This is a genomic window from Acidisphaera sp. S103 (assembly GCF_009765975.1).
In the GTDB taxonomy this organism is placed as follows: Bacteria; Pseudomonadota; Alphaproteobacteria; order Acetobacterales; family Acetobacteraceae; genus Rhodopila.
Window position 1 is genome coordinate 115,028 of record NZ_LMUJ01000095.1, and the last position, 14,065, is coordinate 129,092.

Sequence of the window (14,065 nt, forward strand, 5' to 3'; positions counted from 1 at the left end):
GAGAACAACGTCATAATTGTCCGCGGTTGAAAGCAGGGCGGCGTGAAACACACGCCGGAACAATGCCGTGATCGCCCAAGTTCGAAGCCTTACGGCGTGAATCACACGAGGCAACAAATGCTTGTACAGCCGGTTTCGGTCAGCACAACCCAATCCTGCGCGAAACCGCCGAACCGCCCGCCACCCCCTGCCGCCAGACGATCAGGCCGAAGAACAACGCCAGCGGCACTGCGCTGAGCGGGAACGCGACGCCCGACGCCACCATCAGAACGGGAAACATCACAACCCAGCCCAGGATGACGACCTCGGCCAAATGGAACACACGGGTCGTCGTAAGCCGGTCCTCGATAAACAGGACAACCGCCGCGGTCAGCATGGGCATGTCATAGATGAAGGCATGCGGGGTCGCCAGGAACGTCCCCACCAGCAAGGCCGCGACGGCAAGGCGGCCAAGGTCGCGGCGAAAGCAACGTGCGACGAAAAACACCACCGCGACACTGACGATCGCTTGTGCGCCTTGCGCCACCGGCAGTGAGCAACCGGCGAGACGCAGATCGGCGATCACCGTAGGCATGAACGGCAACCATGCCTTCGAATGGTCGAACATCCCGGCATAAGCGGGCAACATCGTGATCCAGGCAGGCCACACGGTCCAGCCGAATGCCAGGGTAGCGAGCGCGGCCAATCCGGCCACCGTTGCGCAAGCCACGGCGAACGCGCCCCAAAGCCCGGCACAGGCCAGCGCAATGGGCACGAGAAACCCCAGTTGCGGCTTATAACTGAGAAGACCGGTCAGAATGCCCGTGACAACCGGCCGGGCTCCGGCGAGCCGGATTCCGGCGATCATCAGGGCCCCGGCGAGAAAACCGCTTTGTCCGGCATCCAGGGCGATCGCACTCGCGGGCGCGACGATGACGCCAAACACGCACAGCAGCCGCCGGGAGCAAGTCCCCGCCACCGCCCATACGAACAGCGCGAACGCGCCAACAATCCACAGGAGATAGGCGGCGAAGAACGGCACCAGGCTAAGCGGCCAAAGTAGAAGAATGAATGTCGGTGGATAAGGAAACGGATTTTGCGCACTCGGGATCATTCCGAGTGCGACCTGTCGGGCATGCAGGGCGGCGAAGTCATAAAGCTGGGCGGCGGGATACAGGCTGGCGATTTTCGCATAGGACCATATCGCGAAGAAATCGCCGAAGGTCGGCTTCTGGCCGGCCATGTGGTCCCGGTAATCGCCCCATATCTTCTCCAGATACGCAAGCAATACGAAGCTGCATACGCCAAGCAGAAGCGCGCACAGATAGATCGTCTTCCGCTCCCCGGGTCGCCATTGCCGGATCCGGGCGCCGCTCTTGCTTGGACCTACCATGGGGACGACAACACCACGTTCACAGGCGGCAAATCCTTCGACAGGACCGGTCCGCGACCACTGCCAGACCGTAACAGAGTGGTATCAGGGATCGTTCGCTTTTCAAGGCACACCCTGACATCGGACGGCAGCCCTTGCCGGTTGCGCCAACGGCCTTATCATCGCGGCGAACTCGATTGGAGAACCCAAATGAAGATCCTTCGCTCCTCCGCCAGGAAGACCAACCGTGCACCGGCCGCCAACTTCACCGGCACCGTGTTTTCGGATGAAGTCGTCGTCGGCGCCGCCCCATCGCGGATGCGCGGATCGGTGGTGTCCTTCACGCCCGGCGCGCGCACCGCGTGGCACAGCCATCCGGTTGGTCAAACGCTGTTCTGCCTGTCCGGTGCCGGACGGGTGCAGCGTGAGGGCGAACCGGTACAGGAAATCCGCGCCGGCGACACCGTGATCATCCCGCCGGACGTGCGGCACTGGCACGGCGCCGCGCCGGACAAACTGTTCTCCCACCTCGCGATGTCGGAACTGAACGACAAGGGCGAGGGTACCGCCTGGTTCGAGTACGTTTCGGACGCAGATTACAACGCGCCCCCGGCGCCGGTGACCTAGTATCGCGCGTCAGCGAAGCACGATACAGCCGGAAGTATCCGATTCACGCGGCGAATCGTGGTCGCGTCGCGACTCACGCGTCTCTGTGATCGGATGCTAGCCGGCCACGGCCTCACATCCCGCCGGCTTCAGCACCCGTTTGGTTGAAGCCGGATGCCGGGCCAGCATGGCGGCTGGCCGCACCGGACGACGGACCAGTTCGCCGCCGCAGTTCGGGCAGACACCGCCGCGCAGGCGGGTGGCGACGCAATCGGCGCAGAAGGTACATTCATAGCTGCACATGCGCGCGTCGGAGCTGTCGGGCGGGAGTTCCCGATCACAGCATTCGCAGTTGGGACGAAGATCGAGCACTTATTCAGCTGCCTCGGCTATGGCCGCGGGACCGGCCAGTTGGAACCCTTCATACCCATTGGCCGCGATCTCATCGCATCTCCGCCGATAGGCACCCACACCGCCGATATATGGCATGAACACACGCGGCTTGCCGGGAATGTTGGCGCCCATGTACCATGATGCAGCCGACGGATACAACGTGGTATCGGCGACTTCGTTGACGTGCTGGACCCAGGCGTTCTCGGCCGGCAAGGTCGCCTCGATGCAGGCGAGTTGCCGGTGGGTCATATGGCCCAGGCAGTCCGCGACCCAGTCCACATGCTGCTCGATAGACACCATCATGTTGCTCAGCACCGATGGACTGCCCGGGCCAGTGATCATGAACATGTTGGGGAATCCGGCCGTCATCAGCCCCAGATAGGTGCGCGGCCCGGCCTCCCACTTGTCGGCCAGCGCCTCCCCTGCCCGCCCGACAATGCCCATCCGCGTCAGTGCCCCGGTCATCGCGTCGAAGCCGGTGGCGAACACGATCGCATCGAAGGTGTAGTCCTTGCCGCCAACCCGCAGACCATCCGGAGTCACCGCTTCGATCGGCGCGCCGCGCACATCGACCAGATCGACGTTCGGGCTGTTGTAGGTCAGGTAATAGTTCGTATCGACACAGATACGCTTCGTCCCGATCGGATGGTTCACCGGCACCAGCAGATTGGCTTTCACCGGATCCTTCACCATCGCCCGTATCTTTCCGCGAACGAAGTCCGCCGCCGTATCGTTCGACGCCTTGTTGAAAATCAGGTCGTTAAACGCCGCCATGAACGTCGTCCCACCGCTTGCCCAGCGCTGTTCATACACGGCCAGCCGTTCCGCTTCCGGCGTCTCGATGGCAGAACGGTCGTTCGGGTTCGCCAGGATGCCGTTGCGGGTGAAACGAGCCTCGGCACGCCGGGCCGGGTAGCTATCCTTCCAGGATTGGGCGTAGTCCCCCGGCATCGGCTGGTTGCGCGACGGAATGCTGAAATTGGGGGTTCGCTGGAATACCGTGACATGCGCCGCCTGCCCTGCGATCACCGGAATCGCCTGGATCGCGCTCGATCCGGTGCCGACGACACCCACCCGCAGGCCGGTGAGATCGACGCCCTCATGCGGCCAGTGACCGGTGTGGTAGGTCTTGCCCTTGAAGCTGTCCAGGCCAGGAAAGTCGGGCAACCGAGCGGCGGACAGGCAGCCGGTGGCCATTACGCAGTATTTTGCCGAAACCACGTCGCCACGATCCGTCCGGACCGTCCAGCGATGGGTCGCTTCATCGAATACCGCGCCGATTACCCGCGTCTCGAACCGCATGTCGCGGCGGAGGTCCAGGCGGTCGGCGACATGGTTGGCGTAACGCAGGATTTCCGGCTGGCCGGCGAAAACTTCGCTCCACTGCCATTCCTGCTGCAGTTCCTCGGAGAACGAGTAGGAGTATTGCATGCTCTCCACGTCACAGCGCGCGCCCGGGTAGCGGTTCCAGTACCAGGTGCCGCCGACGCCGGTGGCGACATCGAACACGATGGCGGACAGCCCCAGGCCGCGCAGGCGATGCAGCATGTACATGCCGCCAAAGCCGGCACCGACGATCACGACGTCGATCTGATGCGGCACAGGTGCGCGCTGGGTTTCGGTCGCCTCTGACATGGATGCCTCTTTGATCATACTGCACACACCGCATACCACTCGATCCTGGTTTGTCAACTGATCGGTAGCTTTTTATACCATTGAGATGGGACGCGCCGTTGCGGCCGCTCCCCGCGTCCAGAACGGACGGGTCGGCGGCAAAGTTTGCGACAGGACCATCCAGACGATACAGTTCATCGCCTTAACGAGGATGACAGGGGAACGGCCGATGAAGGACGGCAAGGTGACGGCGGTGCGTGCCGATTGCGGCTTCCGTGGCCTGTCCTCAGCCTCTACGGTCGATCTCGTCGCTGAGCGGCTGCGGGAATGGATCATCGCCGGCTGGTTCCGCCGCGGCCAGATGCTGACCGTGCGAGAGGTCGCCCGGGACATCAGCGCCCCGCAACGCCTCGTGCGGGAAGCCTTCACCCGGCTCCGCGACGACGGCTTTCTGATGCGTATGGCGCGCGGCACCGCCGTTGCCCCGCTTCGCCTCGAAGCGCAGCAGTTACTCAAGCATCGCCTGCCACTTGAGGTCCAGCTAACGCGCCTCGCTACGCGTCAACTCACCACGTTCGGCCTGCGGCTGCTCGATCGTATTGAAGGAGAAATGGTGGAGGCCCAGCGGCGGTATGACCTGCCGAACGCTCAACGACACAATTACCGCTTCCACGTGGCGCTCTATCGTTTCGCCCACCGCCCGGACCTGCTGGCCGAAGTGCAGGCATTATGGGCCGGGTTCCCTTTCGACCTCATGACGACGATGCCAAGCCGCCTTCCAGCCGTCGCGGACGAACATGAAACGATCCTTGCCGCCCTCCACGCCGGAGACCCGCAATGTGCCGCTCGCGCCATGCACCATCACATTCTGCACGGATGGCAGGAATACCAGCGTCACTACCCATTGCAGTTGGAGCGGCAACCGCGCCTCGCCCGCGGTGGCTAGGTAAACCGCACATGGGCGGGATATAAGTTTTCGAAATGAAGTTCCCGTAAAGGGTCAGGAGGCATCCCGGACATGGCACTTTCAACCAAGCGCGGTCCTGAAAGCGATACCGTCCCGCCGACACCGACGCCGTTCCGGCCATTCGGCCAGCCCTGGATGATTGCCCAGATCCAGACCAAGGAGCATCAGGTCGCCGAACTTCTGCGCGAGAAGATCATCGCCGGCGGTGTCGTCCGTGGGCAGAAACTCAAGCAGGCCGAACTGGCGAAGATGCTGAACGTCTCGATCACGCCGGTACGCGAGGCATTGCGCCTGCTCGAGGCCGAAGGTTACGTCCATGTTTCCTCCCACCGCGGCGCCATCGTGGCTCCGTTTCAGATAGACCAGGTCGACGAGCTCTATGACCTGCGGATGATCCTGGAAGGCAAGCTCACCGCCGCCGCCGTGCGGAACATGACACCGGATAACCTGCAGGGGCTGATTAAGCTGAACGACAATATCCGCTCTGCCCTCGCCACGAATTCCCGCGAGGATATACGGGGCAATAATTTCCGGTTCCATTTCCGCCTGTACGAATATGCGGACCTGTCGAACACGCTGGAATTCGTGCGTGTCCTCTGGGCGAAATACCCGTTCGACCTGCTGGGCTCGATTCCCGGCCGCCCGCCGCGCGTGCTGGACGAACACGCCAAACTGCTGACCGCGTTGCAGGAACAGGATCCACGCAAGGCAACCAAGGCAATGCAGGCGCACATCACGGCGGGCCATCGGGACTTCAAGGCGACCTTCGCGCTGGAACCTCGGCGCTGAGGTATTCGGCTTACGGGATCAGATGGCAGGCGGCCATGTGTCCCGGCGCCATCTGACGTGGCTTTGGTAATTCGATCCGGCATCGTTCCATCGCGTCCGGGCAACGCGTGTGGAACGGGCATCCGGGTGGGGGCGCCAGCGGGCTGGGCGGCTCACCGCGCAGCACCGTCCGCCGCCGGTCGCCCCGCCGCGCATCCGCCGACGGCACCGAGGCCAGCAGCATTCGGGTATAGGGATGCGACGGCGTTTCGAACAGCGCTTCGGTCCCGGCCATCTCGACGATTCGCCCCAGATACATCACCGCGATACGGTCGCTGATATGGCGCACCACGGCCAGGTCATGGGCGATGAACAGATAGCTGAGGCCCAGTTCCTCCTGCAGGCGCACCATCAGGTTGATCACCTGCGCCTGCACCGAGACATCCAACGCCGAGACCGGTTCGTCGCCGATCACCAGCTTCGGCTCCAGCGCCAAGGCTCGGGCGATACCAAGCCGCTGGCGTTGGCCGCCGGAAAATTCGTGCGGATAGCGATCCATTTGGTCCGGCCGCAACCCGACACGGGCGAACAGGTCCGCAACCCGCTCCGTCCGTTCCCGCGGCGCGAACAGGCCGTAATTGATGAACGGCTCCGCGACGATCGCGCCCGCTTTCATCTTCGGATTCAGCGAGGCGTAGGGGTCCTGGAAAATCACCTGCATGTTGCGCCGTTGCTGCCGTAGGGCGGCATAGGACAGACCGGTGATCTCCACACCATCGAGTTGCACGCTGCCGCGCGACGGTTCCACCAGTCGCAGGATCGTCTTGCCCACGGTCGACTTGCCGCAACCACTTTCGCCGACGAGACCGAGAGTCTCTCCACGGCCAATATGGAGGTCGACACCGTCTACCGCCTTCAGCGTATGGCCGCCATCGAGCTGGTAGTGCTTGGCGAGGCCTTCGACGGTGAGAAGAGGCGCGGCTTCAAGCATGATGCGGCACCCGTGTTTCACCTGCGTGCCAACACGCCGCCCAGTGTCCCGGACGGTGCTGCACAAAAGGTGGCGGCGTCCCGCACTGATCCGTCGCCAACGGGCAGCGCGGTGCGAACCGGCATCCGGCCGGCAGAGCCGTCATGGGGGGGACAGTGCCGGGAATCTCCGCCAGCGGTACCCGGCGGCCGTTGGCATCACGGCCACCGGCGAAACGTGGGCTGGCTGTCAGCAAGCCGCTGGTATAGGGGTGAAGCGGGGTTCGGAAGAGGTTGTCGACCGTTGCTTCCTCGATCTTTACACCGGCATACATCACCACCACGCGTTGGGCCATTTCCGAAACGACACCCAGGTCGTGGGTGATCATCACGATCGCCGTGCCGGTGGTTTCCTGCAGCTCGACCAGCAGATCCAGGATCTGTGCCTGGATGGTAACGTCCAGTGCGGTTGTTGGCTCATCGGCGATCAGCACCTTCGGCCGGCACGCCAGCGCCATCGCGATCATCACCCGCTGCCGCATCCCGCCGGACAGTTGATGTGGATACTCGCTCAGCCGCCGCCGCTGGTCCGGGATATGCACCATGCGCAGCATATCCGCCGCCCTGTCCAGCGCCGCCCGCCGACTGAGCTTCTGATGCACCATGCCAATCTCGGCGATCTGTTCGCCGATCGTCAGGACCGGATTCAACGAGGTCATCGGGTCTTGGAAGATCATGGAGACCGTGTTGCCGCGGACGTCGCGCATTTCGGCTTCGGTCAGGCGCAGCAGGTCCCTGCCCTCCAGCAGCACACGGCCGGCGGTGATGCGGCCCGGTGGGGTCAAGATCAACCGCATCACCGACAACGCGGTCACGCTTTTGCCGCAGCCGGATTCACCGACGATCCCCAGCGTTTCGCCACGCCCCACCGCGAACGACATGCCGTCGACCGCCGCCACGGGACCATCCTGCGTGTCGAAACACGTCACCAACCCGTCGACCAGCAGTGCCGGCGTTTCCCCTGGTTGATCGGTCACAGGCGCCGCGCCAGCCGCGGATCGAGCATGTCGCGCACGCCGTCACCCAGCATGTTGATCGCCATCACCATGGTGCCGAGGAACGCCCCGGGGAACAGCACGATCCAGATCGCCAGTTGCACGTATGTCCGCCCATCCGAGATAATATTGCCCCAACTGGGTGTCTCCGGCGGAATGCCGACGCCCAGGAAGCCGAGATAGGCCTCCACCAACACGGCGGAGGCACAGACATAGGTCACCTGCACAATGATAGGTGTCAGCGCATTCGGCAGGATGTGATGCAGCAGCAGGCGTGGCAGCTTGGTGCCGATCGCCACGGCCGCCTGCACGTAGACCTGTTCCCTGATCACCAGCACGACCGATCGAACCAGGCGGGCGACGCGCGGCACCTCCGGGATCGTAATGGCAATGATAACGATGGGGATGCCGGGGCGTGTCAGGATCATCATGCCCACCGCCAGCAGGATCGCCGGGATGGCCATCAACCCATCCATAACCCGCATCAGCGGTGCGTCGGCCCAACGAAACATGCCGGCCAGCAGGCCAATCACGCTGCCGATCAAAGCACTGAGCAGCGCCGCCGAAATCCCGACGAACAACGAGACTCGTCCGCCGTACAACGTGCGGCTGAAAATGTCCCGGCCGTAATTATCGGTTCCGAACCAGTGCGACGCGCTGGGCGGCCGCAGCCGGTGGATCAGGTCGAGCGCCACCGGGTCATAGGGCGTGATCAGTGGTGCGCAGACCGACAGCAGCACCAGGATCGTCATCAGCGTGGCGCCGATCACGATCGTCAGATGCCGCGACAGAAAGCGGAACGACCGGCGCTTGCGTTTGAACGCGAGGGTCGTGGGTGTCGCGATCGCGCCCGTCACGCTCGGACCCGAGGATCGAACAGCCGGTAGCTGAGATCGACCAGCAGATTGACCACCACATAGGTGAACGACGTGACCAGGATGATCCCCTGAATCACCGGGAAATCCCGCTGCGTCACCGCATCGATCGTCAGCCGGCCGATGCCGGGTATCGAGAACACGCTTTCGGTCACCACCACGCCGCCAATCAATAGCGCGATGCCGTTGCCGATCGTGGTGACCAATGGCACCGCCGCGTTCTTCAGTCCGTGCTTGATCAGCACCGCGCCCTGCCCCAGGCCTTTGGCCCGAGCGGTGCGGATGTAGTCCTCACCAAGGACTTCGATCATGGTGCTGCGGGTCATGCGGGTCAGCAGCGCCATGAACACCAGGCCCAGCGACAATGCCGGCAGCACGAGATGTTGCAGATAAGGGACGATTCCGTTCCCGAGCGTGGTGTAGCCCTGTACTGGCAGGATCCGCAGCTTGAGCGCGAAGCCCCAGACCAGTGCGTAACCGATCAAAAAAATCGGAAACGAAAACGCCGCGATCGCCAGCGCCATTACCGCTCGATCTACCCAGCGCCCGACCTGCCAGGCGGCGACGACACCCAGTGGAATGGCGGTCAGGATGGCGAACAGCATCGTTGCGACAGCGAGTGAGACCGTCGGCTGTATGCGTGACATGATCAGGGTGCCCACAGGCACATGGCTGAACAGCGACACGCCCAGGTCGCCATGCGCCAGCCGCACCAGCCACAGCCAGAACTGCACGATCAGCGGCTGATCCAGGCCAAGCCCGGCGCGGATCTGCTCGATCATCGCCGGGGTGGCCTGATCCCCGGCGATGATCGCCGCCGGGTCACCCGGGCTGAGATGGATCAGCAGGAAGACGATCACCGCCACGAGACCCATGACGATCGCGGTCGAACTCAGCTTGCGCAGAACGAACTGGATCACGCGACGAATTACTTCTTTTCGATGTTCCAGTAGACCGGCACGCCGGCTTCCAGGACTCCCTGCAGGTTGGCACGAAACGCGATCGGCTGCACGTATTGCCCGGCAGGGACATACGGGACCGAAACGTAGGCGCGTTCCTGGATCTGATCGACCATCGCGTGGCGCTTGGCCGCATCAGGCTCGCTCGCCCATTTATCCACCAGACTGACCAGGTCCTTGTCGCAGGCCCAGCCGACATTCGCTTGGTCACAGGCCGAGTTGAACCAGATATTCGCCATCGGAGATGCCACGTCCGGGCCGCCCTGCGAGGTGATGAAGATGTTCCATCCCCCCTTGTCCGGCGCGTCCTTCTTCGCTCGGCGGGCCGTGATCGTTGCCCAATCGAGCGACTGGATATCGACGTTCACACCGGATTTGCGCAGTTCATCGATCAGCACCGTGGTGGCGGCGGCGTATTGCGGCCGGTCGGTCGGCTGCAGCACAACGATGGGTTCGCCCTTGTAGCCGGCTTCCGCCAGCAACTGCTTCGCCTTGGCGAAATCCTGCTTGGCGAACGGCTTGGCGCCGGCATCCGTCTGGTTGTCGGAGTTGCACATGAAATAGGTCGGGCAGTAGGCCATGAACAGGGACGGATCGCCGACCACCGCCTGCATCATGTCGTTCTGGTTGACCATGTACAACAGCGCTTCGCGCGCCTTGTAGTTGTTGAACGGCGGATACAGCGAATTCGGCCGCACCATCATCTGCACGCCGAGGTGGTCGATGGTCAGCACCTTCAGGTCGGCGTTCTGTTTCATCAACTGGATGAAATCGAGCGGCGGCGATTCGAAATAGTCGATCTCACCCGCCTGCAACGCCGCCAGCGCCGTGTTGTTGTCGGGCATATACAGCCATTCGACGCGATCGACCTTCGCCACCTTGCCGCCGGCCAGATAGTCCGGCGCTTCCTTGCGCGGCACGTAGTATGGGTTCTTCACGTAGACCGCCTTGTTGCCAGGCTGCCATTCATCCTTCTTGAAGATGAACGGGCCGGAGCCGGTGGTGTCGGTGATCTGCTGGTTAATCGGACCGCTGGCGATCCGTTCCGGCATCATGAACGCCGGCGCTTCGGCCCCCGCCAGGGCTTCGACCACCAGGCCGAACGGAGATTTCAGCTTGATCTTGAAGGTGTTGTCGTCAACGATCTCATAGCCGCTTTCGCCGCCCATGGCTTCCACCAAATGCTGGCCCATGGCGTTCCGCTTCGCCCAGCGCTTCAGCGATGCGACGCAATCGGCGGCGCGCACCGGGGTGCCGTCGCTCCATTTCAGGCCGGGCCGCAAGGTGAAGCTGTAGGTCAGCGCGTCGGGGCTGACGCTGTAGGTGTCCACCATCTGCGGCTTCGGTTCGAACTTCGAATTCAACGCGAACAGCGTATCGTAGACCAGGTAGCCGTGGCGGATGACGATATAGGCGGTCGACCAAGTGGGATCGAGAATCTTCAGGTCGGAGTTCACCACAGCCTTCAGGACCGTTTCGGCCTGCACAACCTGGGGCGACGTCCCCAGCGCCAGCGCGACCGCCGCGACCGCCGCGACCGCCGCGACCGCCAGCAGGCTTTTTAAGCGAAATCGCGCCATTGTCGTTCCCCAACATTATTTGATGCATTTGTTTTTGGTTTGTGCGGCGTGTCAAGGCAGGCTTAGTTCGCCAATTTCACCCGTGGGATCGTGTGGCCCTCGGCATCTGGTTCGTAACAGATTTCGACGTCGCGTCCGATCCAGCCCCCTTCCGGTTCGGGACCGATCAGGTTGGTGACGACGATCGGTCCTTCCGCCAGTTGCACCGCGACCGCGTTGTACGGCGGTTCATAATCGGACAGATATTTGCGATGGAACACGACCCAGGACAGGACCTTGCCACGCCCTGACAGGTCCCGCCACGTCGAGTCCATCGACAGGCATTTGTCGCAGACCGGCCCCGGCGGATAGCGATACGCGCCGCATCCGTCGCATTGCTGCAACTGCCATTTTCCAGCGTCGATGCTCTTCCACATCGGCTGGTCGTAGATAGACATCACGGCGCGTGATCTGGCCATCGGCGGAAACCCTATTTGCCGTAGATAACCGACACAGCCTTGCCGGCCACGTCGGAGTTGTAATGAACGAACCGGCAGTCCGGCACCTGACGTGCGCCGCATTCACCGCGCACCTGCCGTACCGCTTCCACCTGATGGGCCCAGCCTTGCATATAGGTCTCGGACAGATGGCCGCCGGCGGTGTTGACCGGCAGTTTGCCGTTCAGCGAAATCCCGTCTTCCTGCATGAACCTTCCGGCATCGCCACTGCGGCAATACCCGTAGCCTTCCAGCGCGAACGGCACGTGGCAGGAGAAACTGTCATAGACCTGCACCGCATCCATGTCCTTCGGCCCGATGCCGGCCATGTCGTAAACTTGCGCCGCGCATTTCTCCTGTGCCGGCCGATAGAAATCCAGCAGACGGGGTTCCAGGCTGGTGGCGCCTCGATTCAGATCGTAGCGGCCGACACCATGGATCGGCACCGGTGTCTTCTTGCCGATCTTCTTCGCCAAACCGGCTTCGCTGATGATAAAGGCCACACCGCCATCGTTGATCAGACAGTAGTCGAGCAGATGAAGCGGTTCACAGATGTAGCGCGACGCCAGATAGTCCTCGATGGTGATCGTCTGGCGCATCAGCGCGTGCGGCGTCAGGCTGGCGTGCAGACGCTGCGCCACGGCGACCTCACCCAGTTGCGCCTCGGTGATTCCGGTCATTTCCTGGAAGCGGCGGAACATCATCGCATAGAGCGCGCCCTGCGACGTGTAGCCCCAGGGCGAGTGATACACATAGGACAGGAACAGATCGCCGCCCATCGCCTGCGGGCCGCCGTACTGCACGGCGGCCGATCGCTGGTCGTTGCCGTAGATGCACGCCACCGTCGTCGCGAGGCCGGAATGGATGGCCATGCACGCCTCGATCACCGCGAGCATCGCGTCGCGCTGGCCGCCCCAGGTCGGGTTGATACCCAGCAGCTCGCCGACGCGCTCATAGGCGACGGTGGGGCCGACGATCAGGCCATCGATGGCGTCGCGCGCGATGCCGGCATCCGCCAGCGCGTCGTTGAATGCCAGCGCCGCATAGCCGTAGGAATCGTGCAATTTCTGCCCTGCTCGGACTCGGGCGTAGTCACCCACGTAGTCCGTCTGGCCGACGCCGATGACGGCGGCCACTTTCGACAGGCTCATTCCAAAACTCCCTCGGCACGCAGCGCCGCAATCCGGTCAAGTGTGTAACCCAGAATATCGGTCAACACACTGTCGGTATGTTCGCCGATCAGCGGCGGCCGTTTCATCCCGATGCGCTCGCCGTCCATCAGGAAGGGCAGCGAGGTGAAACGCGACTCGCCAATCTCGGGGTGATCGATGACCTGGAAGTAGCCGCGGTGCTGAAGCTGACTGTCTTCGTCCATCAGATAACGGGACGACGCGACGACACCGGCCGGGACGCCCTCGGCCTGCAGTGCCAGCATCACGTCGGTCGCGTCTTTATCCGCCGTCCAAGCGGAGACTGTGGCCTCGATCCGGTCGACCGCGGCCAGCCGGCCTTTCGCCGTCGCCAGGGATGGGTCGCGCGCCAGATCGTCCGCACCGATCACCGCACACAGGGAAAGCCATTGTTCGTCTTCCATGACTGCGATAGCGCACCAGTCATCGTTGCCGGCGCAACGAAAGACGTTATGCGGTGCGTGATAGGCGGAACGGTTGCCCAGCCGGTCCCGTTCGGTTCCTGTCGCGGTATATTCCAGGACCGAGAGACCCATGCAGTTGATGGTGGATTCCACCTGCGACAGGTCGATCTTCAGGCCTCGCCCAGTGGCGCGCCGATGCCGCAGGGCGGCGATAACGGCGAAAGCGGCATGATACGGATTGGCCGCATGGTCCGGAAAATGCGTACCTGGGCCCAATGGTCCTTCGCCTTCGTAGCCGGTCTGCCACATCAGACCGCTGGCGGCGCTGATCGTCATGCCGACGCCGGTCAGGCTCGCCAGTGGTCCGTCCTCACCATACATCGGCATCGACAGATAGATGATGTCGGGCTTGATCTCCTTCAGCACATCGTAACCGAGGCCAAGACGTTCCATCGCGCCTGGCCCGAAATTGTTGCTGACGACGTCGGCATCGCGGATCAGTTCGAACAGGATCGCCTGGCTGGCCGGCGCCTTCAGGTTGATCGCGAAACTTTTCTTGCCGGTGTTGCGGGAGGCGAAATAGCCGCTGCGGTTGATCCCTGGAATCGCATCCTTGTAGGGGCCGCCGACGCGGACCGGATCGGGGCGGGAACGGCTTTCCACCTTGATGACCTCGGCGCCGTAGTCGCTGAACAGCTTGGTCGAGAACGGTCCGGCGCCGGCCCATGTCAGGTCGACGAAGCGGATGCCCTTGAGGAATTGCGGAAACATGTCGCCTCCTTACTCGGCTGCCAGCGGCGGCGCTGGACGGTCGACCCGCCATAGTGGTTCCGACAGCCGGTACGGCGGGCCGGGGGA

The 14,065-nt window shown here is 63.0% G+C and carries 14 protein-coding genes; 3 read left to right on the forward strand and 11 right to left on the reverse strand.

Annotation, left to right across the window (positions count from 1 at the left end):
• Positions 1 to 139: 139 nt before the first annotated feature.
• Positions 140 to 1,372, reverse strand: coding sequence for a glycosyltransferase family 87 protein (locus GSQ89_RS31825; protein WP_158932130.1), 1,233 nt, complete (start codon positions 1,370 to 1,372; stop codon positions 140 to 142).
• A 189-nt stretch (positions 1,373 to 1,561) separates the two neighbouring features.
• On the opposite strand from GSQ89_RS31825, the gene GSQ89_RS31830 reads away from it, so the two are divergent.
• Positions 1,562 to 1,978: a cupin domain-containing protein gene (locus tag GSQ89_RS31830; RefSeq protein WP_158932131.1), complete on the forward strand. Its 417-nt coding sequence runs from the start codon at positions 1,562 to 1,564 to the stop codon at positions 1,976 to 1,978.
• A 96-nt stretch (positions 1,979 to 2,074) separates the two neighbouring features.
• Here the strand turns inward: GSQ89_RS31830 and GSQ89_RS31835 are convergent, their stop codons facing one another.
• Together GSQ89_RS31835 and GSQ89_RS31840 are read right to left on the reverse strand one after the other, a co-directional pair.
• Positions 2,075 to 2,329, reverse strand: a complete 255-nt coding sequence (locus GSQ89_RS31835; protein WP_158932132.1) for a DUF1272 domain-containing protein — start codon at positions 2,327 to 2,329, stop codon at positions 2,075 to 2,077.
• The gene (locus tag GSQ89_RS31840; protein WP_158932133.1) at positions 2,330 to 3,985 is read right to left on the reverse strand and encodes an NAD(P)/FAD-dependent oxidoreductase; all 1,656 of its coding nucleotides are present in this window, start codon (positions 3,983 to 3,985) and stop codon (positions 2,330 to 2,332) included.
• A 208-nt stretch (positions 3,986 to 4,193) separates the two neighbouring features.
• On the opposite strand from GSQ89_RS31840, the gene GSQ89_RS31845 reads away from it, so the two are divergent.
• Positions 4,194 to 4,910, forward strand: coding sequence for a GntR family transcriptional regulator (locus GSQ89_RS31845; RefSeq protein ID WP_158932134.1), 717 nt, complete (start codon positions 4,194 to 4,196; stop codon positions 4,908 to 4,910).
• 72 nt (positions 4,911 to 4,982) lie between these two features.
• The gene (locus GSQ89_RS31850) at positions 4,983 to 5,720 is read left to right on the forward strand and encodes a GntR family transcriptional regulator (protein WP_158932135.1); all 738 of its coding nucleotides are present in this window, start codon (positions 4,983 to 4,985) and stop codon (positions 5,718 to 5,720) included.
• Between the two features lie 10 nt (positions 5,721 to 5,730).
• Here GSQ89_RS31850 and GSQ89_RS31855 read toward each other — a convergent pair whose 3' ends face one another.
• The 8 genes from GSQ89_RS31855 to GSQ89_RS31890 all read right to left on the reverse strand — a co-directional run bounded on the left by GSQ89_RS31855 (position 5,731) and on the right by GSQ89_RS31890 (position 13,978).
• Entirely contained in the window at positions 5,731 to 6,690 is a 960-nt protein-coding gene (locus GSQ89_RS31855) for an ABC transporter ATP-binding protein (RefSeq protein WP_158932136.1), read from the reverse strand.
• Positions 6,683 to 7,705 carry an ABC transporter ATP-binding protein gene (locus tag GSQ89_RS31860; protein ID WP_254073458.1) on the reverse strand — a complete coding sequence of 341 codons (1,023 nt, stop codon included), beginning with the start codon at positions 7,703 to 7,705 and terminating at the stop codon, positions 6,683 to 6,685. The genes GSQ89_RS31855 and GSQ89_RS31860 overlap by 8 nt, the downstream gene beginning before the upstream one ends.
• Positions 7,702 to 8,580, reverse strand: a complete 879-nt coding sequence (locus GSQ89_RS31865; RefSeq protein ID WP_254073459.1) for an ABC transporter permease — start codon at positions 8,578 to 8,580, stop codon at positions 7,702 to 7,704. Before GSQ89_RS31865 ends, GSQ89_RS31860 begins: the two co-directional genes overlap by 4 nt.
• On the reverse strand, positions 8,577 to 9,518 hold the full coding sequence (locus GSQ89_RS31870) for an ABC transporter permease (RefSeq protein ID WP_216856512.1): 942 nt from the start codon (positions 9,516 to 9,518) through the stop codon (positions 8,577 to 8,579). The genes GSQ89_RS31865 and GSQ89_RS31870 overlap by 4 nt, the downstream gene beginning before the upstream one ends.
• An 8-nt stretch (positions 9,519 to 9,526) precedes the next feature.
• Complete coding sequence (locus GSQ89_RS31875) at positions 9,527 to 11,137, reverse strand: ABC transporter substrate-binding protein (RefSeq protein WP_158932137.1); 1,611 nt, start codon at positions 11,135 to 11,137, stop codon at positions 9,527 to 9,529.
• A gap of 62 nt (positions 11,138 to 11,199) precedes the next feature.
• Positions 11,200 to 11,595 (reverse strand): Zn-ribbon domain-containing OB-fold protein, encoded by a 396-nt coding sequence (locus GSQ89_RS31880; RefSeq protein ID WP_158932138.1) that lies wholly within the window; start codon positions 11,593 to 11,595, stop codon positions 11,200 to 11,202.
• Between the two features lie 11 nt (positions 11,596 to 11,606).
• Positions 11,607 to 12,764, reverse strand: coding sequence for a thiolase family protein (locus tag GSQ89_RS31885; protein ID WP_158932139.1), 1,158 nt, complete (start codon positions 12,762 to 12,764; stop codon positions 11,607 to 11,609).
• A complete protein-coding gene (locus GSQ89_RS31890; RefSeq protein ID WP_158932140.1) occupies positions 12,761 to 13,978 on the reverse strand; it encodes a CaiB/BaiF CoA-transferase family protein in 1,218 nt (405 codons plus the stop codon). The genes GSQ89_RS31885 and GSQ89_RS31890 overlap by 4 nt, the downstream gene beginning before the upstream one ends.
• Between the last annotated feature and the right edge of the window lie 87 nt (positions 13,979 to 14,065).